General features: G+C 64.4%; 20 protein-coding genes. 9 read left to right on the forward strand and 11 right to left on the reverse strand.

Translation table 11 applies throughout. The annotated features are described in order from the left end of the window. From uvrA to GGD63_RS01200, 3 genes are all read right to left on the reverse strand, one after another. Window positions 1–2,976, reverse strand: a complete 2,976-nt coding sequence (gene uvrA / locus GGD63_RS01190; RefSeq protein WP_183239085.1) for an excinuclease ABC subunit UvrA — start codon at window positions 2,974–2,976, stop codon at window positions 1–3. A gap of 278 nt (window positions 2,977–3,254) precedes the next feature. After that, window positions 3,255–3,914 (reverse strand): outer membrane protein, encoded by a 660-nt coding sequence (locus GGD63_RS01195; RefSeq protein WP_183239086.1) that lies wholly within the window; start codon window positions 3,912–3,914, stop codon window positions 3,255–3,257. 236 nt (window positions 3,915–4,150) lie between these two features. Continuing rightward, on the reverse strand, window positions 4,151–4,912 hold the full coding sequence (locus GGD63_RS01200) for an outer membrane protein (protein WP_183239087.1): 762 nt from the start codon (window positions 4,910–4,912) through the stop codon (window positions 4,151–4,153). Between the two features lie 442 nt (window positions 4,913–5,354). On the opposite strand from GGD63_RS01200, the gene GGD63_RS01205 reads away from it, so the two are divergent. The 3 genes from GGD63_RS01205 (at window position 5,355) to gyrA (ending at window position 9,330) form a co-directional block, all read left to right on the forward strand. Then, entirely contained in the window at window positions 5,355–5,849 is a 495-nt protein-coding gene (locus GGD63_RS01205; protein WP_183239088.1) for a single-stranded DNA-binding protein, read from the forward strand. Window positions 5,850–6,030: 181 nt separating this feature from the next. After that, window positions 6,031–6,429, forward strand: a complete 399-nt coding sequence (locus GGD63_RS01210; RefSeq protein WP_183239089.1) for a DUF2306 domain-containing protein — start codon at window positions 6,031–6,033, stop codon at window positions 6,427–6,429. A gap of 168 nt (window positions 6,430–6,597) precedes the next feature. Continuing rightward, window positions 6,598–9,330 carry a DNA gyrase subunit A gene (gene gyrA, locus GGD63_RS01215; protein ID WP_183239090.1) on the forward strand — a complete coding sequence of 911 codons (2,733 nt, stop codon included), beginning with the start codon at window positions 6,598–6,600 and terminating at the stop codon, window positions 9,328–9,330. Window positions 9,331–9,376: 46 nt separating this feature from the next. Here gyrA and GGD63_RS01220 read toward each other — a convergent pair whose 3' ends face one another. Next, entirely contained in the window at window positions 9,377–11,230 is a 1,854-nt protein-coding gene (locus GGD63_RS01220; RefSeq protein WP_183239665.1) for a potassium transporter Kup, read from the reverse strand. A gap of 194 nt (window positions 11,231–11,424) precedes the next feature. Next, complete coding sequence (locus tag GGD63_RS01225; RefSeq protein WP_183239091.1) at window positions 11,425–11,682, reverse strand: hypothetical protein; 258 nt, start codon at window positions 11,680–11,682, stop codon at window positions 11,425–11,427. 269 nt (window positions 11,683–11,951) lie between these two features. On the opposite strand from GGD63_RS01225, the gene coaD reads away from it, so the two are divergent. The 5 genes from coaD (at window position 11,952) to queA (ending at window position 15,131) form a co-directional block, all read left to right on the forward strand. Next, a complete protein-coding gene (gene coaD / locus GGD63_RS01230; protein ID WP_018642144.1) occupies window positions 11,952–12,449 on the forward strand; it encodes a pantetheine-phosphate adenylyltransferase in 498 nt (165 codons plus the stop codon). A 37-nt stretch (window positions 12,450–12,486) separates the two neighbouring features. After that, the gene (locus GGD63_RS01235; protein ID WP_183239092.1) at window positions 12,487–13,062 is read left to right on the forward strand and encodes a peptidylprolyl isomerase; all 576 of its coding nucleotides are present in this window, start codon (window positions 12,487–12,489) and stop codon (window positions 13,060–13,062) included. 9 nt (window positions 13,063–13,071) lie between these two features. Next, window positions 13,072–13,482, forward strand: a complete 411-nt coding sequence (locus GGD63_RS01240) for a hypothetical protein (protein ID WP_183239093.1) — start codon at window positions 13,072–13,074, stop codon at window positions 13,480–13,482. Further along, on the forward strand, window positions 13,479–13,943 hold the full coding sequence (locus GGD63_RS01245) for a peptidylprolyl isomerase (RefSeq protein WP_018642141.1): 465 nt from the start codon (window positions 13,479–13,481) through the stop codon (window positions 13,941–13,943). The genes GGD63_RS01240 and GGD63_RS01245 overlap by 4 nt, the downstream gene beginning before the upstream one ends. Window positions 13,944–14,063: 120 nt before the next feature. Then, window positions 14,064–15,131, forward strand: a complete 1,068-nt coding sequence (queA, locus tag GGD63_RS01250; protein WP_183239094.1) for a tRNA preQ1(34) S-adenosylmethionine ribosyltransferase-isomerase QueA — start codon at window positions 14,064–14,066, stop codon at window positions 15,129–15,131. A 162-nt stretch (window positions 15,132–15,293) separates the two neighbouring features. On the opposite strand, the gene GGD63_RS01255 is transcribed toward queA, so the two are convergent. The 4 genes from GGD63_RS01255 to GGD63_RS01270 all read right to left on the reverse strand — a co-directional run bounded on the left by GGD63_RS01255 (window position 15,294) and on the right by GGD63_RS01270 (window position 19,474). Next, a complete protein-coding gene (locus GGD63_RS01255) occupies window positions 15,294–16,331 on the reverse strand; it encodes an aspartate-semialdehyde dehydrogenase (RefSeq protein ID WP_183239095.1) in 1,038 nt (345 codons plus the stop codon). Window positions 16,332–16,558: 227 nt separating this feature from the next. Next, the gene (locus GGD63_RS01260) at window positions 16,559–17,161 is read right to left on the reverse strand and encodes a PepSY domain-containing protein (RefSeq protein WP_183239096.1); all 603 of its coding nucleotides are present in this window, start codon (window positions 17,159–17,161) and stop codon (window positions 16,559–16,561) included. Between the two features lie 253 nt (window positions 17,162–17,414). Then, window positions 17,415–18,161 carry a TetR/AcrR family transcriptional regulator gene (locus GGD63_RS01265; protein ID WP_183239097.1) on the reverse strand — a complete coding sequence of 249 codons (747 nt, stop codon included), beginning with the start codon at window positions 18,159–18,161 and terminating at the stop codon, window positions 17,415–17,417. A 128-nt stretch (window positions 18,162–18,289) separates the two neighbouring features. Beyond that, window positions 18,290–19,474, reverse strand: coding sequence for a patatin-like phospholipase family protein (locus GGD63_RS01270; protein ID WP_210315595.1), 1,185 nt, complete (start codon window positions 19,472–19,474; stop codon window positions 18,290–18,292). 206 nt (window positions 19,475–19,680) lie between these two features. On the opposite strand from GGD63_RS01270, the gene tgt reads away from it, so the two are divergent. Further along, window positions 19,681–20,829 (forward strand): tRNA guanosine(34) transglycosylase Tgt, encoded by a 1,149-nt coding sequence (gene tgt, locus GGD63_RS01275; protein WP_183239098.1) that lies wholly within the window; start codon window positions 19,681–19,683, stop codon window positions 20,827–20,829. 14 nt (window positions 20,830–20,843) lie between these two features. On the opposite strand, the gene GGD63_RS01280 is transcribed toward tgt, so the two are convergent. Both GGD63_RS01280 and GGD63_RS01285 read right to left on the reverse strand, forming a co-directional pair. Then, a complete protein-coding gene (locus GGD63_RS01280; protein WP_018642135.1) occupies window positions 20,844–21,062 on the reverse strand; it encodes a hypothetical protein in 219 nt (72 codons plus the stop codon). Window positions 21,063–21,267: 205 nt separating this feature from the next. Continuing rightward, window positions 21,268–22,374 (reverse strand): acyltransferase, encoded by a 1,107-nt coding sequence (locus GGD63_RS01285; protein ID WP_183239099.1) that lies wholly within the window; start codon window positions 22,372–22,374, stop codon window positions 21,268–21,270. Window positions 22,375–22,621: the final 247 nt, after the last annotated feature.

Raw genomic sequence — 22,621 nt, forward strand, 5'->3', positions numbered from 1 at the left:
CTATTCCGCAGCCTCGCTCGTGCTCCGCCGCTTCGGCTTCCGCGCCTTCTTGAGCACCGGCTCCAGGAATTTGCCCGTGTAGCTCCGCGGCGCTTTCGCGATGTCCTCCGGCGGGCCCCAGGCGACGATCTCGCCGCCGCCATCGCCGCCCTCCGGGCCGAGGTCGATGACCCAGTCGGCGGTCTTGATGACTTCGAGATTGTGCTCGATGACGACGACCGTGTTGCCCTGCGCGACCAGCTCGTGCAGCACTTCCAGGAGCTTCTTGACGTCGTGGAAGTGCAGGCCGGTGGTGGGCTCGTCCAGGATGTAGAGCGTGCGGCCTGTGGCGCGCTTGGACAGCTCCTTCGCCAGCTTGACGCGCTGGGCTTCGCCGCCCGAGAGGGTCGTGGCCTGTTGGCCGACATGGATGTAGTCGAGGCCGACGCGGTGCAAGGTCTGGAAAGTCTCGCGCACGCGCGGCACCGCCTTGAAGAACTCGGCGGCTTCCTCGACGGTCATGTCGAGCACGTCGGCGATGCTCTTGCCCTTGAACAGCACCTCCAGCGTCTCGCGGTTGTAGCGCTTGCCCTTGCAGATGTCGCAGGTGACGTAGACGTCGGGCAGGAAGTGCATCTCGATCTTGATGACGCCGTCGCCCTGGCAGGCCTCGCAGCGGCCGCCCTTGACGTTGAAGGAGAAGCGGCCGGGCTCGTAGCCGCGCGCTTTCGCTTCGGGCAGGCCGGCGAACCACTCGCGGATCGGCGTGAAGGCGCCGGTGTAGGTCGCCGGATTCGAGCGCGGGGTGCGGCCGATCGGCGACTGGTCGATGTCGATGATCTTGTCGATGTGCTCCAGGCCCTCGATGCGGTCGTGCGGGGCGGCGCCTTCGCTGGCGCCGTTCAGCTTGCGCGCGATGGCGCGGTACAGCGTGTCGATCAGGAGCGTCGACTTGCCGCCGCCGGAGACGCCGGTGACGCAGGTGAACAGGCCGAGCGGAATCTCGGCGGTGACGTTCTTGAGGTTATTGCCGCGCGCGTTCACCACCTTGATGGTGCGGCGGTGGTTCGGCGGGCGCCGCTCCGGCACCTCGACCTCGAGCTCGCCGGTGAGATACTTGCCGGTCAGCGATTTCGGGTTGCGCATGATCTCGGCGGGCGTGCCTTCGGCGACGATGTGGCCGCCATGCATGCCGGCGCCGGGACCGATGTCGAGTACGTAATCGGCAAGCCGGATGGCGTCCTCGTCATGCTCGACCACGACCACGGTGTTGCCGAGGTCGCGCAGCCGCTTCAGCGTATCGAGCAGGCGCGCATTGTCGCGCTGGTGCAGGCCGATCGAGGGCTCGTCCAGCACGTAGAGCACGCCGGTCAGCCCTGAGCCGATCTGCGAGGCCAGGCGGATGCGCTGGCTCTCGCCGCCGGACAGCGTGCCGGAGGAGCGGGAGAGGGTGAGATAGTTGAGGCCGACGTCGAGCAGGAAGGTGAGGCGCTCGCGGATCTCCTTGAGGATGCGGCCGGCGATCTCGTTCTGCTGCTTGTTCAGGGCGTCCGGCACCGTCTCGAACCATTCGCCGGCCTTCCTGACCGACAGCTCCGAGATCTCGCCGATATGCTTGTCGCCGACCTTGACGCACAGCGCCTCGGGCTTGAGGCGGAAGCCCTTGCAGCCCTCGCAGGGCACGTCGTGGAAATACTTTGCCAGCTCCTCGCGGGCCCACTCGCTTTCCGTTTCGCGGTAGCGGCGGTTGATGTTGGTGATGACGCCCTCGAACGGCTTCCTGGTGTCGTAGGAGCGCACGCCGTCCTGGTAGGAGAACTTGATCTCGTCCTCGCCGGAACCGTAGAGGATGGCGTCCTTGGTCTTCTTGGCGAGATCCTTCCACTTGGTGTCGAGGGTGAACTTGTAGTGTTTGCCGAGCGCGGTCAGCGTCTGCTCGTAATAGGGCGACGATGACTTGGCCCAGGGCGCGATCGCGCCCTTGCGCAGGGACAGCTCCTTGTCGGGAATGACGAGGTCCTCGTCGACATGCTGCTCGACGCCGAGGCCGCCGCAGGCGGGGCAGGCGCCATAGGGGTTGTTGAACGAGAACAGGCGCGGCTCGATCTCGGGGATGGTGAAGCCGGACACCGGGCAGGCGAATTTTTCCGAGAACAGGATGCGTTCGGGTCCGCTCTTGTCGTGGATTTTTGCCGTCTTCTTTTTCTCTTCCGCAGGCGCGGCTGCCGGCGCGTCGGCGAACTCGATGACGGCGAGGCCCTCGGCGAGCTTCAGCGCGGTCTCGAAGCTTTCGGCGAGGCGCTGGCCGATGTCGGCACGCACCACGATGCGGTCGACCACGACGTCGATATCGTGCGGGAATTTCTTGTCGAGCGTCGGGGCTTCCGCAAGTTCATGGAAGGTGCCGTCGATCTTGACGCGCTGGAAGCCCTTCTTCAGCCATTCGGCGAGTTCTTTCCGGTACTCGCCCTTGCGGCCGCGCACGACGGGGGCGAGCAGATAGAGGCGCGTGCCCTCGGGCAGCGCCAGCACGCGGTCGACCATCTGCGAGACGGTCTGGCTCTCGATCGGCAGACCGGTGGCCGGCGAATAGGGCACGCCGACGCGCGCCCACAAGAGGCGCATGTAGTCGTAGATTTCGGTGACGGTGCCGACGGTCGAGCGCGGATTCTTGGAGGTCGTCTTCTGCTCGATCGAGATCGCCGGCGAGAGGCCGTCGATCTGGTCGACGTCGGGCTTCTGCATCATCTCCAGGAACTGGCGGGCATAGGCCGACAGCGACTCGACGTAGCGGCGCTGGCCTTCGGCATAGATGGTGTCGAAGGCGAGCGAGGATTTGCCGGAGCCGGAGAGGCCGGTGAACACCACCAGCTTGTCGCGGGGGATCTCGACGTCGATGTTCTTGAGGTTGTGCTCGCGCGCGCCGCGGATCGTAATTGCGCGCAGGCTGGAGCCCGCGTTCTGTTGTTGGCGCTTCGCCTTGATCACTTCATCCATCCGAGTTGCCCTCAAGGAAGCCCAAAGGTGCGCGATCGCGCCAACAAAAAAGGCGCGCTGCGCCCGGAACCGGGATCGGCGCCGATGGGTGTGGCAGCGAACGTAGGAAGAACGGAGACGGATTTCCAGAGGGAGTTGCGAATCGTCAACGGAATGTTGGCGAACTGGCGGCATTTGGCAGCAGCGGGCAGGCGGAATTGCGCTGGAACGTGCCGCCAAAACAAAAAGGCCGGCACGAGGCCGGCCTTTCGTAACGCGGGTAGCGTTGGATACGAAGCTTAGTACTTCGCGACGATCGGGCCGTTGAAGTGATAGTTCACGCCGACCTGCACGGTGTGGAAGTTGAGCGTGCCGGTGGGCAGGGTGCCCGAGAAGTAGGTCTCGCCGCCAAGACTGCGATAGAGGTACTCGCCCTTGACCGACCACTGCGGAGCGAAGAACGCTTCGACGCCCGCGCCGACAGTCCAGCCGGAGTGCCACTTGCTGTCCGACACGGACACGCCGAGTGCGGAAAGGGTGATCTTGTTGTCGATCCAGGCGTAGCCGCCGGTGCCGTAGAACAGGACGTTGTTGACGGCGTAACCGATGCGGCCGCGGACGGTGCCGAGTGCGTCGGTCTTGGACGACGCGGTGATGCCGAGAGCGGTCGTTGAAGCGCTGACGTCAGCCCAGGAACCATCGGCTTCGACACCGAACACGACATTGCCGGTCTGCCAGTTATAGCCAGCGGTGCCGCCGACGAAACCGCCCTGCATCCGGGGGCTGCCAGCGTCTTCCCAGGCGCCGCCGCCGACGATACCGAGGTAGAAGCCGGTCCAGTTGTAGACCGAGGCCACAGCCACCGGAGCCTTGGTGTACGGGCGGGCCGCGAGATCAGCTGCCGACGCGGGGGCAGCCAGAGCGAACAAACAGGCCGAAGCCAACAAAACCTTCTTCATATTCAACCTAAATCCCAGTCCCAGTTTCTGTTGTTGCCTTCCGTGAACGGAAGGGCATCGGACGCTGTGGTCCAACTGGCGTCGTGCTTACACCAACGAAGCCGCAAGTTGTGTACCCGAAAAGTCACAACAATCACAAAACGTCACAATCACTGACTGATTGCTCCCCCTCGCTCGCACGCAGCAAAAAGGCCGGCGCGAGGCCGGCCTTTCGTCGGACGAGACTATGCTTGCGATCAGTACCTGGCGATCGCCGGGCCGCCCCAACGGTAGTTCAGGCGGACGAGGGCGAGATCGACGTCCTGACTGACGCGTTCGGTCTGAACGAAGGCTCCGCCCAAGGTGAAGTCGACGTTTCGAGTGCCGAGGAAGATGTGGTCGTACTCGAAGCCCACCGACCAGTTCGGGGCGAAGCCAAATTCGACTCCCGCGCCGACCGTTCCGCCCCAGCGTGTTCCGTTGGCCGAACCGAAGGTCGTGCCAGCACCCACAAAGCCCGGCGCGACGATGAGGTCGTATCTGTCGTCCACTACGGCGCCGCCGCCCTTTACGTAGACCAAAACGTTGTTCCAGGCATAACCGACCTGCCCGGTAATCAAGCCGAAGGCATCGACCCGCGTACGGTTCTGCTGATCTGGCGCGGTCGGGCTGATGTTTCTTCCACTGAAGTCAGCCCAGTTGCCTTGGCCTTCCACGCCAAACACCCAATTGGCCGACTGCCAGCGATAGCCGACCTGACCACCGACCGTGCCGCCCGTTGCGTTATGGCAGCCGTCGTCGATCAGCGTACCGGTGACCGGCGTCACGAAGTCCCAGCAATTGCGGCTTGAGCCCCAGCCCCCGTTGATGCCGATGTAAAAGCCGCTCCAGTCGTAGATGGTCGCGACCATCGGGGGCGGAGCCTTGGTGTAGGGACGCGCCGCCATATCCGCCGCGCTTGCGGGAGCCGACAGGCCCAACGCCACAGCACCGATTGCACCAATCAAAATCTTATTCATTGCAGTCTCCCCGGGTAAGGTCCGCTTCTTGAGGTCCCCGAAGCGGCCAATCAGGCGCGACGCCCATATGAACTTAATTCCGAGGCAACCGTAGCCTAAGCGAGAGGCAGAGTCCGTCTCCGAAATGCAACAGTCGCGGGGCAAGTACGGGACATATAACTTGATGAATGTTATGCGCTTTTTGCTGATTTTGGGAACCTGAAAAAGTTCCATCCGGTGCGCGCCATTTGGGCGGCATGCAGGCACCGAATATCCGCACCCGCCGGAAAGGAACAAATCTGGAACATTCCGGCAGGCAATGCTATATGTGGGGATAACCCGAGCGCTGGTGGGCTGATCGGTCCGCGCAAGCGTATAGGGTCGCCTCAATCAGGTTGCAGAGGGCCGCAGGGCGTGCGGCGCGGCCTTACGAATTCAGTGGCATTTGGAGTGGAGAGCGGCGATGGCGGGAAGCGTCAACAAGGTCATTCTGGTTGGAAATCTCGGCAAGGATCCTGAAATCCGCCGCACCCAGGACGGGCGGCCGATCGCGAATCTGAGCATCGCGACCTCGGAGACCTGGCGCGACAAGAACACCGGCGAGCGCAAGGAGAAGACCGAGTGGCATCGCGTCGTGATCTTCTCTGAGCCGCTTTGCAAGATCGTCGAGCAGTATCTGAAGAAGGGCGCAAAGGTTTACATCGAAGGCGCGCTCCAGACCCGCAAGTACACCGACCAGAGTGGCGTCGAGAAATACTCGACCGAGGTCGTGCTCCAGGGCTTCAACTCGACGCTGACGATGCTCGATGGCCGCGGTGGTGGCGGCGGAGGCGGCAGCTTCGGCGACGAGCCGGGCGGCGATTTCGGCTCCTCCGGTCCGGTCGGCAGCGCGCCGCGCCGTCCCGTTGCCGCCGGCGGCGGCCGCAACAGCGACATGGACGACGACATCCCGTTCTGAGGTACGGTGCCCTTGCTCGCGTAAAGCGTCAGGAATTCTTACCAATTATCGGGTGGAGTTCGGGTTTTCCGCGCTTGCCTCATGTGCTGCCTCAAGTCTTTGACGGGCCATGATGTGAATGGTATTAACTTCATGTTAATCGCATTCACATCGGTCGCCACTCGACCCGAGGAAGCCCCGCATGAGCCTTGCGCCGCTGCTTGAGGCCGCTCCCGCGATCCCGCTGCATGCCTTTGCCGCCATGACCGCCTTCGTGCTCGGCCTGGTCCAGTTTGCCGCGCCAAAGGGCACGCTGCCGCACCGGACGATCGGCTGGATCTGGGTGGTCCTGATGCTGGTCGTGGCTGCCTCATCGTTCTGGATCCACCAGATCCGCCTGGTCGGGCCGTTCAGCCCAATCCATCTGTTGTCGATCTTCACCCTGGTGGTTCTGCCGCTCGCGGTGTGGCGTGCGCGCACCCATCGTGTCGCCGACCATCGGCGGATGATGATCTTCATCTTCGCTGGCGCACTGGTGGTGGCGGGCCTGTTCACGCTGGTGCCCGGGCGCATCATGCACCGGGTGATTTTCGGGGCGTGAGAGCCGGTTACGCCCGGTCCGTTCCGGCCCCGTCCGGGGCGGTGCCGGGAAGGGCGTAAGTCTCTGGAAAAACAGTCGGAAAAAGCGCTTCCAAGACCCGCACAAGGGTGGTTATCGGGGGTGTGATGCGCTATATGATTCCCAGACAAAAACTCACCGGATTCCCCCTTGGCTGACGACGACAACAAGCCCGGCGACCAGCCGGCGCAACCCTCGGACATTCGCCCCGTTTCGATCTACGAGGAGATGAAGAAGTCCTATCTCGATTACGCCATGAGCGTGATCGTGTCGCGTGCGCTGCCCGATGCGCGCGACGGGTTGAAGCCGGTGCATCGGCGCATCCTGTTCTCGATGAACGAGGAAGGCTACACGCCGGACAAGAAGCACAAGAAGTCGGCCGGTATCGTCGGCGACGTCATGGGCCAATACCATCCCCATGGCGACCAGGCGATCTATGACGCGCTGGTGCGCATGGCGCAGCCTTTCTCGATGCGCGAATTGCTGGTGGACGGGCAGGGCAATTTCGGCTCGGTCGACGGCGATCCGCCGGCGGCGATGCGCTACACCGAGTCGCGCCTGACCAAGATCGCGCTCAAATTGCTCGACGACATCGACAATGAGACGGTCGACTTCCAGGACAACTATGACGGCTCGACCAAGGAGCCGGTGGTTCTGCCGGCGCGGTTCCCCAACCTGCTGGTCAATGGCGCCGGCGGCATTGCGGTCGGCATGGCCACCAACATTCCGCCCCACAATCTCGGCGAAGTCATCGACGCCTGCCTGGCGCTGGTCGACAACCCGTCGCTGACCATTGACGAACTCAACAACATCATCCCCGGCCCGGATTTCCCGACCGGTGGCATCATTCTTGGACGCCAGGGCATCCGCAGCGCCTACCATCTTGGCCGCGGCTCCATCGTGATGCGCGGCAAGGTCGAGTTCGAGACGATCCGGAAAGAGCGCGAGGCGATCGTCATCAGCGAGCTTCCCTATCAGGTGAACAAGGCGACGATGGTCGAGCGCATCGCCGAGCTTTACAAGGAGAAGAAGATCGAAGGCATCTCCGATCTGCGCGACGAGTCCGACCGGGACGGCTACCGGGTCGTGATCGAGCTCAAGCGCGACGCGGTGCCTGATGTCGTGCTGAACCAGCTTTACAAGTTCACGCCCCTGCAGACGAGCTTTGGCGTCAACGCCGTCGCGCTCGACTCGGGCCGTCCGCAGACGATGAACCTGAAGGACATGCTGACGATATTCGTCGGCTTCCGCGAGCAGGTCGTCACCCGCCGTACCAAGTACAAGCTGCGCAAGGCGCGCGAGCGCGCGCATGAACAAGTCGGCCTCGCGATCGCGGTTGCCAATATCGACGAGATCATCAAGGTCATCCGGCACTCGCCGACCCCGGCTGCCGCGCGCGAGACCCTGATGACGCGCGACTGGCCGGCCCGCGATGTCGAGGACATCATCACGCTGATCGACGATCCCCGCCATCGCATCAACGAGGACGGCACCATCCGCCTGTCGCTGGATCAGGCGAAGGCCATCCTGGAACTGCGACTGGCGCGTCTCACCGCGCTTGGCCGCGACGAGATCGGCGATGAGCTTTCCAAGCTCGCCGGCGAAATCGGCGAGTATCTCGAGATCCTGCACTCGCGCGCGCGCATCCTCGACATCATCAAGACCGAGCTCGCCGAGGTGAAGGCGGAGTTCGCAACGCCACGCCGCACCGTGATCATGGAGCAGGAAGGCGAGGTCGAGGACGAGGACCTGATCCAGCGCGAGGACATGGTCGTCACGGTCTCGCACGCCGGCTACGTCAAGCGCGTGCCGCTGTCGGCCTATAGGGCGCAGCGCCGCGGCGGCAAGGGCCGCTCCGGCATGCAGACCCGCGACGAGGATTTCGTCAGCCGGCTCTTCGTCGCATCGACTCATACTCCGGTGCTGTTCTTCTCCTCGCGCGGCCAAGTCTACAAGGAAAAGGTCTGGCGGCTGCCCATGGCCGCGCCGAGCGCGCGCGGCAAGGCGCTGATCAACATCCTGCCGCTGGAGCAGGGCGAGCGCATCACCACCATCATGCCGCTGCCGGAGGATGAATCCACCTGGGGCCAGCTCGACGTGATGTTCGCCACGACGGGCGGCAATGTCCGGCGCAACAAGCTGTCCGACTTCGTCGACGTCCGCCGCTCCGGCATCATCGCGATGAAGCTCGACGACGGCGAGTCGATCGTCGACGTCCAGATCTGCACCGAGCGCGACGACGTGCTGCTCACCGGCGCCGGCGGCCAGTGCATCCGCTTCCCGGTCCCCGACGTGCGCGTGTTCACCGGGCGCACCTCGATGGGCGTGCGCGGCATCGCGCTTGGCGAGGGCGACAAGGTGATCTCGCTGGCGATCCTGCGCCATGTCGAGACCACGTCCGATGAGCGCTCGGCCTATTTGAAGATGCGCCGCGCGGTCGCCGGCGAAGCCGCAACCGAGGAAGCCCCGGCGGATGCCGAGGCGGAGGAGACCTCAGGCAGTTTCCAGCTCCCGCAGGAGCGCTATGCCGCGATGTCGGCGGCCGAGCAGGTGGTGCTGACGGTCTCCGTCAACGGCTACGGCAAGCGGACCTCGTCCTACGAGTACCGCACCACAGGCCGCGGCGGCAAAGGCATCGTCGCCATGAGCGTCAACAACCGCAACGGCAATCTCGTCGCCTCGTTCCCGGTGGAGGAGGCGGATCAAATCATGCTGGTCACCGACAAGGGCCAGCTGATTCGCTGTCCGGTCGAAGGCATCCGCATCGCCGGCCGCTCGACGCAGGGCGTGATCGTGTTCGATACTGCCGAGGACGAGCACGTGGTGTCGGTCGAGCACATCACCGAAGAGGCCGAGAACGGCAACGGCGCGAACGGCGAGTAGCGAGTGGTGAATAAGGTGAGCTGCTCTATTCGCCACTCACCATTCGCTAGATCTCCAGCTCTGTCCCGAACTCCACCACCTGCTTGGTGGGCACGCCGAAGAACGCGGCCGAGCGTTCGGCGTTGCGCTGCAGGAAGGCGAATACGCCTTCGCGCCAGACCCACATGCCCGGGACGTCCTCGCGCGGGATGATGGTCTCGCGGCCGACGTAATAGGTGATGTCGGCGAGGTCGATGCCGGGCAGCTTGCCCTGCCGGCATGTGAGATTCAGCCCTTCGTAGATGGTCGGGTTCTGCATGAAGCCGTAATGCAGGATCACGCGGGTGATGCCCGGAATGATCTCATGCACCTCGGCGCGTTCCTCGTCGGGAATGTGCGGCGATTCCTCGATCAGCACGGTGACCAGCAGCACGCGTTCGTGCAGCACGCGATTGTGCTTGACGAACTGGGTCAGCGCGAGCGGCACGCCACGCGGCGCAGAGGCCAGGAACACGGCGGTCCCGGGCAGTCTCGCATGGCATTTGTTGACGGCGGTCTCGATCAGATCCTCCTCGGGCTGGCGCAGCCGGGCGCGTGCCGCTTCGACCAGCTTCACGCCGGCGCGCCAGGTCAGCATCAGGAAGGCGACGAGGCCGGCGAGCAGCAGCGGAAACCAGCCGCCCTCGAACAGCTTGATCGAATTGGCCGAGAAGAAGATCACGTCGATCACGAAGAAGAAGCCGTTCACGGCGACCACGAGCCAGGGCGAAAAGCCCCACTGGATCGCGACCAGGGCTGCCAGTAGCGTGGTGATCGCCATCAGCAGCGATACTGCGATGCCGTAGGCGCCGGCGAGGGCGTCCGAGGAGCCGAAGGAGAGGACCGCACCGAGCGTTGCCGCGGCGAGCAGCCAGTTTACCAGCGGCACGTAGATCTGGCCGATCGCGTGGCTGGTGGTGTGGCGGATCTGCATGCGCGGAAGGAAGCCGAGCTGGATCGATTGCTGGGTCAGCGAGAACACGCCGGAGATGATCGCCTGCGAGGCGATCACGGTCGCGACCGCCGAGAAGGCGACCAACAGATAGTGCAGGGCGTCCGGGCAGAGCTGGAAGAAGGGGTTCTCGATCATGGTGGGATCGGTGATCAGCAGCGCGGCCTGGCCGAAATAGTTCAGCACCAGCGCGGGAAGGCAGATCGCGAACCAGGCGAGCCGGATCGGCAGGCGGCCGAAATGACCCATGTCGGCATACATGGCCTCGCCCCCGGTCACCGCGAGGAAGGCGGCGCCAAGAATCCCGAAGGAGACGTGGAAATCCTGGTGGATCAGGAAGTCGAAGGCATAGAACGGGCTGAGCGCCGCCAGCACCGCCGGCGCCTTGACGATGCCGTGGATGCCGAGCGCGGCCAGCACGACGAACCAGGTCAGCATCACCGGGCCGAAGATGCGGCCGATGAAGCCGGTGCCCTGCTTCTGCATCATGAACAACCCGATCAGAATGGCGACGGTGACGGGCACGACCACCGGCGCGAGCGAGGGCGCATCGACCTTGAGGCCTTCGATGGCGCTGAGCACAGAGATCGCCGGCGTGATTGCGCCGTCGCCGTAGAGCAGGGCGGCACCGACGAGGCCGACCACCAGCAGATGCGCCCGCCAGGTGCCTGCTTGCGCGTTGCGCGCGTGGAGCAGGGCCAAGAGGGCGACGATGCCGCCCTCGCCACGGTTGTCCGCGCGCAGGATCAGCAGCGCATATTTCAGCGAGATGATCAGCAGCAGGGCCCAGAGGATCAGCGAGGCGACCCCCAGGACAGCGTCGTGACTTAGCGTGCCGCCATGGGCGGCCGCCTTGGCGGCTTCCTTGAGGGCGTAGAGCGGGCTGGTGCCGATATCGCCATAGACCACCCCGAGGGCGCCCATGGTCATGGCAAGCGGCAGTGGATCAGGATGATGGCCGGAGGCGACTGCGGGCGTACTGGACAAAGGCAATCCCCCGATGGCATCGCGCCCGGCGGGCCATTCCGACGGGCGCGAGCATCACGCAGTCTGCGACGAGACGTCGCAAATATCCATGGGGTTTATCTTGAGGGGCTTTCCTGACGCGAAACTGACGGATCCGACTACGGCGTGCGGTCGGCGGTCACGAGGCGCGCCTGGCGGACATCGGCCTTGCTGCCGGCGCGGCGCAGGCAGGACGTCTCGAAATTCGGCCAGGCCTGCTGCGAGCAGTCGCGTCCGATGGTGCGGATATCGAGCCGGTCGCTCTTGGCGAGCGGCTGCGGCACGCTGGCCTCGACGGTCGGGGCAAAGCCGGGCAGGAGGGTGAGGGCCGCGGCAACACACGCAGAGAGTGCGATGGCTGAAAGAGCCTTGATCATTGACTGTCCCCTGTGATGCGGCCGCCTGCGCCCAGCGTGCGGCCCGTCATTCGTTGGCCGGATTAGTAACCATGGCCAGTTTCCGGACGTCTTCGCGGAGGCTGGAAATGGTTTCGTTCGTGCTCTGTTTTGTTTCGTGGCTGCCCCCAGGACGAAACAAACCGGCCATGGCCGACACCTGCAGAGGACATTTTCCAGCAAACGGGCAGGAAACGGGCAAGGAACCTGCCCGGCTTGCCGGGCCGGGCCGGGCGCGGTAGGAGGGGGCCATGCCGCGCATCGCCTTCTATCCGGGTTCCTTCGACCCCATCACCAACGGCCATCTGGACGTGGTCCGGCATGCCGTTCCGCTGTGCGACCGCCTGGTGGTCGCGATCGGCGTCCACCCCGGCAAGAAGCCGCTGTTCTCGACCGAGGAGCGCCTGAAGATGCTTCAGGACGTTTGCGGTCCGATCGCGGCCCAGGCCGGCTGCGTGCTCGAAGCCGTGACGTTTGACGATCTGTCGGTGACCGCGGCGCGCAAGCACGGCGCGACCATCATGATTCGGGGCCTGCGCGACGGCACCGACCTCGATTACGAGATGCAGCTTGCCGGCATGAACGAGGCCATGGCGCCCGAGGTGCATACGGTTTTCCTGCCGGCCTCTCCCATGGTCCGCCCGATCACCGCCACTTTGGTGCGCCAGATCGCGGGGATGGGCGGAGATGTCTCGACCTTCGTGCCGCCGCTCGTCGACACCCTGCTCAAGGCCAAATTCGCCGGATAACGGCGCGCTGCTTCATCTCACCAGATCCGGAGTTTTCATGATCCGTCGTCTCGCAATTCTTGCCACGATCTTTGCCGCGCTCATTGGCGCGGCGCCGGCGTTGGCGCAGCAGCTTCCGGCGAACCTCGACAAGGCCAACGCGCTGGTCATCGACACCACCAAGGGCCGCATCGTCATCAAGCTCAGGACCGATCTGGCGCCGCAGCACGCCGAGCGCCTCAAGCAGCTCGCGCGCGAGGGCTATTACAACAACGTGCCGTTCCACCGCGTGATGGACGGCTTCATGGCGCAGACCGGCGACGGCGAGAAATTCAACGGCACCGGCGGCTCGAAATACCCGAACCTGAAGCAGGAATTCTCCAAGGTGCATTTTGCCCGCGGCATCGTCGGCATGGCCCGGCGCGGCGACAGCGTCGACACCGCCAACTCGCAGTTCTTCATCATGTTCGCGGATGGCGGCAGCCTCGACGGCCAGTACACCGTGATCGGCGAGGTCGTGCAGGGCATGGACGTCGTCGACAAGCTGAAGAAGGCGCCTCCCGGATCAAGCAGCGGCACCGTCACCGATCCCGACAAGATGGTGAAGGTGCAGGTCGCTTCCGACATCAAGTAGGCAAACGCGATGGCGCGCTGCGGCAACAGGCTTCTGGTCGCTGCCGCGATGCTGCTGCTCGGTGTCTCAGGCGCGAAGGCCGAGGACGCACAGGTCAACACCATCCAGGACATCTTCCGGCATCTGCGCACCTGCTGGAAGCCGCCGCCGCCCACCAAGGCTCGCCCACTCGACATTACCGTCGTCGTGAGCTTTAACCGGGCCGGAAACATTCTGGGCCATCCGCGGATTACCTATGAATCCGCGGAGGCCTCCGACAATGACCGGCTGCAATACCGGATCGCGGTGATGGAGGCGTTGCAACGCTGTACGCCGATGCCATTTACCGAAACGATGGCCGGCGCTGCTGCGGGGCGTCCATTCGCGATCCCGTTCCGTAACCGGAAGACTTCACCCCCAACGCAAGAGAGACGAGTATGAGCGTCACCGAAAACACCTTGATCCTCGAGACCACGCAGGGCCCCGTCACCATCGAGATGCGGCCCGACCTCGCGCCCGGCCATGTCGCGCGCATCAAGGAACTGGTCCGCGAGGGCTTCTACGACGGCATCGTGTTCCACCGCGTGATCGAGGGCTTCATGGCCCAGACCGGCTGCCCGCATGGCACCGGCACCGGCGGCTCGGGCAAGAAGCTGAAGGCCGAGTTCAACAAGGAGCCGCATGTGCGCGGCACCGCCTCGATGGCGCGCGCCGCCAACCCCGATTCCGGCGACAGCCAGTTCTTCATCTGCTTCGACGACGCCCGCTTCCTCGACAACCAGTACACGGTGTGGGGCAAGGTCACCGAGGGCATGGAGAACGTCGACAAGATCAAGCGCGGCGAGCCGGTGCAGAACCCGGACAAGATCGTCAAGGCGCGGATGGCCGCGGACAAGGAATAAGCGGCTTTGCCGGTGTCATGCCCCGCGCAGGCGGGGCATCCAGTAATCGCCAGGGGTGGTTACGACAAAGATCGTGAGTACTGGATCGCCCGCCTGCGCGGGCGATGACAAGTTCTGGGTATGCGCACCGATCTCTTCGATTTCGAACTGCCCGCCGAGCGCATCGCGTTGCGCCCGGCGAGCCCGCGCGACTCCGCGAAGATGCTTGTTATCGAGAACGGCGCGCTGCGCGACCAGACGATTGCCGACCTGCCGCAATGGCTGAGGCCGGGTGACCAGCTTGTCGTCAACGACACCAAGGTGATCGCGGCGCAGCTGAAAGGCCGCCGCATCGGCCGCGAGACCGAGCCGAAGATCGAGGCGACGCTGATCAAGCGTCTCGACGGCTCGCGCTGGCAAGCGCTGGTGAAGCCCGCCAAGAAGCTTGTTGCCGGCGACCGCATCCGCTTCGGCAATGAGGGCAAGGTCTGCCTGCTGGGCCATCTCGACGCCGACGTCGAGGCCAAGAGCAGCGAGGGCGAGGTGACGCTTGGCTTCTCGTTGCACGGCCCGGCGCTCGACCAGGCCATCGCCGATCTCGGCAGCCCGCCGCTGCCGCCCTACATCGCCTCCAAGCGCACGCCTGACGATCAGGATTTTGCGGATTACCAGACCATGTTCGCGGCGAACGAAGGTGCGGTCGCGGCTCCGACCGCAGGCCTGCATTTCACGCCCGCGCTGGAGCAGGCGCTGAACGCGCGCAACGTCGGGATCAACCGCGTCACGCTGCATGTCGGGGCAGGGACCTTCCTGCCGGTCAAGGCCGACGACACCGAAGGCCACAAGATGCACGCCGAGTGGGGCACCGTCTCCGCGGAGACTGCCGAGCGGCTCAACACCGCGCGGAAGAACGGCGGCCGCATCGTAGCAGTCGGCACGACGTCATTGCGTCTGCTCGAAAGCGCGGCGAGCGAGGACGGCACCATCCAGCCGTTCGCGGCCGAGACCTCGATCTTCATCACCCCCGGCTATCGCTTCCGCGCCGTCGATGTCCTGATGACGAATTTCCACCTGCCCAAGTCGACGCTGTTCATGCTGGTGTCGGCATTCTCGGGGCTCGAGACGATGAAGGCTGCGTACGCGCACGCGATTGCGAGCGGATACCGGTTCTATTCGTACGGGGACGCGTGTCTGCTGTTTCGGGGATAGGATAGCAAATCCATCACCGTCACCCTGAGGTGCTCGCCTCTTCGGCGAGCCTCGAAGGGCGACGGCCCTGCTGCTGCATCTCGGCCGCGCATCCTTCGAGGCTCACCCAGCGGTGCTCTGCACCGCCGGGTTCGCGCCTCAGGATGACGGGTCGGGAGTGCGTTACGCCATCACCCGCTGCGGCAAGAGCTCCGCGATCTGCACCGCATTCAGCGCCGCGCCCTTGAGCAGCTGATCCGCGGCCACGAACATCGAGATCGAATGCCCTGAGGGGTCGCTGAGGTCCTTGCGGATGCGGCCGACCAGGACGTCGTCCTGGCCCGAGGCGTCGATCGGCATCGGGAAGTAGTTCTTGACGCGGTCGTCGACCACCTTCACGCCCGGGGCCTGCGCCATGATGGCGCGGACCTGGTCCTCGCTGATCGGCTTCTCGCATTCGAAGGTGATGGCCTCGCAATGGGCGCGCAGCACCGGCACGCGCACGCAGGTGACGCCGATTGCGATCTTCTCGTCCTCGAATATCTTGCGGGTTTCATTGATGACCTTGGTCTCTTCGTCGTTGTAGCCGGTCTCGGGATCGACCGCGGTGTTGTGGTTGAAGAGATTGAAGGCGTAGGGGTGCGGCATCACCTTGGGCGTATAGACCTGCCCGTTGAGATTGGCGCGGGTGGACTCGACGAGCTCCTCCATCGCGGCCGCGCCGGCGCCGGAAGCGGCCTGGTAGGTCGAGATGATGACGCGCTTGATGCGGTTCTTCTGGTGGATCGGCCAGAGCGGCACCAGCGCGGTGATCGCGGCGCAGTTCGGGTTCGCAATGATGCCCTTGTGGTCGCGGATGCAGTTCGCGTTGATCTCGGGGATCACCAGCGGCACGTTGGGATCCATGCGGAAGGCGGAGGAATTGTCGACCACGACGGCGCCCGACTTGACCGCGATCGGCGCATACTTCTTCGAGATGCTGCCGCCGGCGGAGAACAGAGCGATGTCGACGCCTTCGAAAGCGCGCTCGGTCAACTCCTCGATGACGACGTTCTGGCCGCGGAACGACACCGTCTTGCCGGCCGAGCGGGCGCTGGCCAGCGCCTTGAGCTTGCCGACGCGAAAGCCGCGCTTGTCCATGGTGGCGATGAATTCGGCGCCCACCGCACCGGTGACGCCGACAATCGCGACGACGGGATCGTTACTCACATTCTCCTCCATTGAGTTCTAGACAACAAAAAAGCCCCGGACCATCGAGGGCGGGGCTTCGGTAGAGCTGATGCGTTTAAGTCGACGACCTACGCGCGCACGCCTCCCCGGGCCCCCGGGGCCATGGTGGTTTTGGTCGTGCGTTTGGTGGTCGTGAACATGGCGGCGACTTATGCGGGAGAGTCTTGCGGCCGTCAATGGCTTTTCGGCGGGAATGTGGCCGCGCGAGGAATCTGCCGCTATTTGGCGCGGGCGCCCGGCGGCTCCAGGATGACCTCCTTGAGGTCGTCGCCGCTGATCACGACGATCGCGAAACTGAGCCGGCCGCGCTCGCGCACGAGACCACCGCTGATGGCCTTGCCCGAGGCTGCTCGCTCGGCGACGCGTACAGCGTCGGCAAGGCGGTGCCTGATGGCGCCGAGCGCTGCGAGATTGCTGCGGTCCTCGAGGTCGAGCTCGGCGAGGGGCAGGGCGGCTTCGCCGCCGACGAGCTCGCCGGTCGCCGCATTGATGGTGTGGCGCCAGATGCGGTCGTTGTGCAGGGTCTTGACCCGGTAGACCGGCACGCCCGAGCCGCCGTCGAAACTCACATCGGCGGTGGTGGCGCCGGCATGGCGGGCTTCCGCTATCGCCATGGCCTGGCTGATCGTGATCGAGGAACTGCGGAATCGTTCGATCTCGCGGCTGACCGCCTGGCGGTCCGCTTCAGCATCACCATCTGTGTCGCTGTGAAGCGCGGTCGGCGTGCCCGCGGTCACGACTGCCTGTGCCGGTGCGGCGATGAGCAGCACGGGCAAGGCGAACGCAAGCAGTTGCGAGGTCCATCGTTTGGCTGTCGTCATGCTCGAAACCCTCGGCCAGCGAGTGTGCCGGATGATCGTAAAGAATTCGCGGCCGACCTTGGGCAAAGGCCGGCCGCTGAGCGTCGCGGCGGGCTGTACCCGCCGCGGCGATCGAAGCGGCACGGACCTCTTTTGGGGCTGGTGAAAAAAGCGGCCCGTACCAGCTTATAACTAAACCATACCGTATCGTTTTATTTCGGTCAATGCGTTTGCGCCCGCCCCCGTGGGGAAAGATCGCAAGCTCACGGAATTGTCAGCGGGAGGAGCGGCGCCGCGGCGTGCCCTTGGCAGCGTCCTTGACGCGGTCGGCGGGGCCGAGCGCACCGGCCAGGAACAGCTTGATCGCGGTGCGCATCCGCTTTTCCGCGGACTTCATCTCGAGCGCCGTTCCGAACGTCGCCAAGCGGTGGGTGTGGCCGACGACGACGTCGAGAAACACCTCGGCCGCGATGGTGGTGTCCTCGATGTCCAGCGCGCCTTGCGCCACCAGGCGGTCGAAGAAACGCGCCGTGGTGGCGACCGCCTTGAGCCAGCCTTCCTCCTTGCCGAGCTTGGCGATGTCGGGGAAGTTGATGGCCTGCGACGTCATCATGCGGCTGAAGGCGACGGCATCGGGCCCGCAGGTGAAGGTCAGCATCTCGCGCCCGATCTCCACCAGCCGCTGCTCGACCGAGATGTCCGCGTCGCTGGAGAGCTGCGTCTCCGCCGCAGCCGACAGCGGCGCAAGCCAGCGCGCGATCTCGCGCCTCAGCACTGCCGCAAACAGGCCGCGCTTGTCGCCGTAGCGGGAATAGACGGTGGGCTTGCTCACCCGCGCCGCTTCCGCGACCGCATCGAGCGAGGTCGCGTCAAAGCCGCGGTCGAGAAACAGGCGGGTGGCGACCTCGATCAGCCGCTGGTCGCGCTCGATGGCGGCCGTCTTGGTCGGCCGGCCGCCACGCGATTTCGGCACCTCGCGCCGCGGCGCTGCCGATCTTGTCCTGGTCGCAGTCAATCCCATGCCCAATGATTCCTGCGCGTTGCCTGTCATTCGCTCTATATCGCGCAGGAGAGGGGGCGTCATCGCGAATCTGGCCGAATTGGCCGTATCGTCAACGGTTTCGATAGGACGTCGTTCCGTCTCCAGCGTCACGGCAGCGTCGAAGTCCAGGCCTCGCCGGCCGCGGCCTTCTGATACCCGTACTGATAGAGCGCCCGCATATAGCCAGTGTCGAACCCTTCCGACGGCGGGGCGGGATAGTCGCGCGCGATATAGGAGAGATGGAAGCCCAGGCGGTTGCGCCTGGCGAAATCGTAGGTCGAGAAGATGATCGAGCGGGTCTGCGACTGGGTGATCGCCGACAGGCTGCGCGAGGCGACGTCGATCGTGCTGTTGGACACCAGCTCGAAGTTGCGCTCGATCTTCTTGTTGACGAGGATGTAGATGTCCATCTTCGCAGTGCCCGGCAGGCGGCTGCCCTGGAACAGCAGGGCTTCCGGCAGTGTCAGCACCGGTGCGGTCACACCGCCGTCGACATGCATCTCCTGAAACCGGCGGCCCTGGCCTTCGGCGTCGATCATGATCGGCGGAAACACCAGGGGAATGCTGGCGGAAGCCGCCATCACGTCGCGAAACAGCTTGAGCGCCTCGGGCGTTCCGACCGCTGCGATCTTGCCCATGTCCCAGATGGCGGTCCGCTGGGTGTCGAGATCGGTCGTCACGATCAGCAGCCTGCGGCCCCTGGCATTCTCGCGCGCGACCTGCGCCATGATCTCCGGCCCGACATAGCGGGCGACGAGCTCGCGCAGGCGCGTGTTGCCGAACAGGCCGGAGCCGAACAGCACGCGCATGATGCTGGGATCGTTCAAGAGGCTCTCCGCGATGCCGCTGGTGTAGACCTCCTTCAGCGTGTCGTCATATTGCGATCCGAGAAATGCAAAGGGTGCGATCAGGCCGCCGGTGCTGACGCCCGAGACGACCGTGAAGGTGGGACGGGTTCTGGCCGCGGACCAGCCGTTGAGCACGCCGACGCCGTAGGCGCCATCGGCGCCGCCGCCGGAGAGCGCCAGATAGGATTTCGTCGCAGTGCTGGCGTCCTTGTCGAAGCTGAATTTCGTCACCGGCTCGTCGGCGTAGCGCCTGAGCCCGTCGATATCGAGCACGCGTGATGTGCTGGCCTCGGCGGCCGTATAGGGCGTGCGGGGCAGGGAGGTGCAGCTGGCCAGCGCCAGACTTAAGGCCAGGACCAGGAGTCCGGTCAGGCGGGCGCCTATGTGCCTGATCCGGCCATGCGAAGGGCCGGATATTTCGGTCGAACTTGAAGCGGAGGGCATTGTCAGTGGCTGGCGATCACGCAAATACGGCCGCCGGCACATTCACCGCGGCATCTCGTCAGGCCCCACGGTAAAACTACACTGTATCGTTTTGTTTGGCAAGCCGGGGGTGGAACATGAAGTCCGCATCAAATCTGTCCCAGTCTGACGCATCGTGTGGTTCGGGCGGGTTGATCGGCCTCGCTCGGCACGCAATAAGCACGGCCATGAATCTTCCCAACACTGATCTACCCAATCATTTCGAACTGCTCGCCAGCGATGGCGCCGCGCGCACCGGCCGCCTGACCACGCCGCACGGCGTGGTGCGGACGCCGGCCTTCATGCCGGTCGGCACCGCCGGCGCCATGAAGGGTATGCACTGGCGCGAGGTGCGCGAGGCCGGCGCCGACATCGTGCTCGGCAACACCTACCACCTGATGCTGCGCCCCGGCGCCGAGCGGATCGGAGCCCTCGGCGGTTTGCAGCGCTTCACCGGCTGGAACGGGCCGATGCTGACGGATTCCGGCGGCTTCCAGGTGATGTCGCTGGCTGACCTTCGAAAGGTCACCGAGAACGCCGTCACCTTCCGCTCGCATATCGACGGCGCCAAGGTCGAACTGTCGCCGGAGCGCTCGATCGAGGTGCAGCGCTTCCTCGGCTCCGACATTGCCATGCAGATGGACGAATGCGTGCGGCTGCCCGCCGAGCGCGACGACATCGACCGCGCGATGCGCCTGTCGCTGCGCTGGGCCGAGCGCTCCAAGCGCGCCTTCGAGAGCGCGCCCGAGGGGTACATGCTGTTCGGCATCGTGCAGGGCGGCGACATCCCGCAGTTCCGTCACGCCAGCGCAGAGGGCCTCGTCGAGATCGGATTCCACGGCTACGCGATCGGCGGTCTTGCGGTCGGCGAGCCGCAGGAGGTGATGTTGGCGATGATCGACGAGACGGCGCCGATGCTGCCGAAGGAGCGGCCGCGTTATCTGATGGGCGTCGGCACGCCCGACGACATCCTCGAAGCGGTGAAGCGCGGCATCGACATGTTCGACTGCGTGATGCCGACGCGCAATGGCCGGCACGGCGTCGCCTTCACGCGCTTCGGTCAGGTGAATTTGCGCAACGCGCGCCACGCCGACGATCCGCGCCCGCTCGATGAAGAGAGCTCATGGCCGTCGACGCGCAACTGCGCGCGCGCATATCTCCATCATCTCGTCAAGGCGGGCGAGACGCTGGGGGCAATGCTGCTGTCCGAGATCAATATCGCTTACTACCAGTCCCTGATGCAGGGCATCAGGGACGCGATTGCGGGCGGAACGTTCGACGAGTTTTATCTGCGTACGCGTGAGGATTGGGCGAGGGGCGATATCGCCCCGCGCTGATCAATTGCGCAATGTCAATTGCAGACGATCCGCTGCTTGACGGCATGCTTGGTCACGAAACCATAGCCGCAATTGTCGCAGGTCCAGAGATAGCTGATCATGTGGTCCGAGACGTAGGCGGATGCTTCAGCGGCGACCATGGAGTCGGCGCAGACGGGACAGGTGGGCAACTCGCTGCAACGCGGATCGCGGTTCAGCGCGACGGTCGACATCACTTCAGCAACTGCTGACATCGTGGTGACCTCCCTGCTTTAGGACGTAAGTCTAACATAAGCATAAGTACTTGACGAGGTCGCAACACAAAAGCGCTGGCTTTTATAAAATTGCGGTCACCACGACGTGTTCGCTGACCTTTTCGCGGCCTCGGTATCGCAGCGCAAACAGCCCGTGTGCATTGCGATACTTCGCCGTGCGGCTTCGCGCGTCATGACATTCAATTTACTGCGCCGCACCCTGCCGACTGAGCGCTGGCGCGAGCGCGAGCGGCTTGCTGCGATCCGAACGGAGCCTGCGTGCGAACGAAATCCAGGGTTTCTCGACGAGGGAATATGTCATCCAGCTGACAAGGATCGACGACGTCACGACCTCGGCGACGAAGACGAGCCATGCCAGCGGTCCGTCGCCAGGCCATGCGTAGCGATGGATCCAGACCATCGCGAACGGCGACATCAGGTAGACCGAGTAGCTGATGAGGCCGACGAACGCGAGCGGACGCCAGGCCATCCGCTCGCCGAACGCGGCAAACACGATGAAAACGAGAGCCGCGCAGACATAAGCGGCCCCGATCGAATAGCTGTAGAAGAAGTTGTCCTCGTACGTTCCGCCATAGCGCCTGCTGGCCAGCGTGATCGCGAAGACGGCGTATAGCGCCGTGCAGACGGCGACATGCCGCCATCGCAGCGTTCCGCCGACGACGGTATCGCGAATGATCTTGCCGAGGAACATCGCCGAAAGGTTCAGCCCGATCTCCATCATCACCCACGCCGCCCGGTCCTCGACCAGGACAGCTACCGCCGTCCCGGCCAGCGCGGTCGCGACGACGATCGCGATGGCAGTCAGGCGCCGGGTCAGCAGTCCTGCCGTGAAGAGGATGATGCAGACAACGTAGAACAGCAGCTCGATCGTCAGCGTCCAGTAGAAGTCCCAGAGGTGACGGACCTCCAGGAAGCTCTGAAGCATGGTGACGTTGGCGACGATTTGCGACAGGGGATAGGTCCTCAACTCCACCGCCTGCATCGTGACGAGCCCGATCGCGATCGAGGTCCAGTAGGCCGGATAGAGGCGGAAGAACCGACTGACCGAGAAGTCATTCACGGGAGACGCGCTGGCGGGAAAACTGAAGGGAATGACGAAGCCGCTGACGAAGAAGAACAGCGCGACGCCGAACCGGCCGAAATTCATGTAGTAGCCGATCGCGTCATGAAAGATCGGATGATACGCGCCGGTCGGATGTTCCCGCACAATCACCTCAAGCGCGTGCTGAACGACCACCGCCAGGACGGCGATGCCGCGCAAGGTATCGATGAAGGCGAGCCGTTGATGCATCAGGCGTTCTCTGCGCTCCCGCCGCCCGCAACGGACGTCGCCTGTCGGGAGGGTATTTGGCTAAGGCACAAGCGATATTCAGAAGGGACGCTCGTCCACCAGTTCAGCATGGCAATCGTGAACAGATTGACAACGACAGCCGGCAGGGCGGTAAACTCGGGCCTCCTGCAAATGGATCACGTGATTGCCGCTTGCGTGTCGCCGCAGGCTGTCTGTAACTGCGGAACAGCTGCGACAGCGGTACAAT

This window comes from Bradyrhizobium sp. cir1 (genome assembly GCF_014198245.1).
Lineage (GTDB): Bacteria > Pseudomonadota > Alphaproteobacteria > Rhizobiales > Xanthobacteraceae > Bradyrhizobium.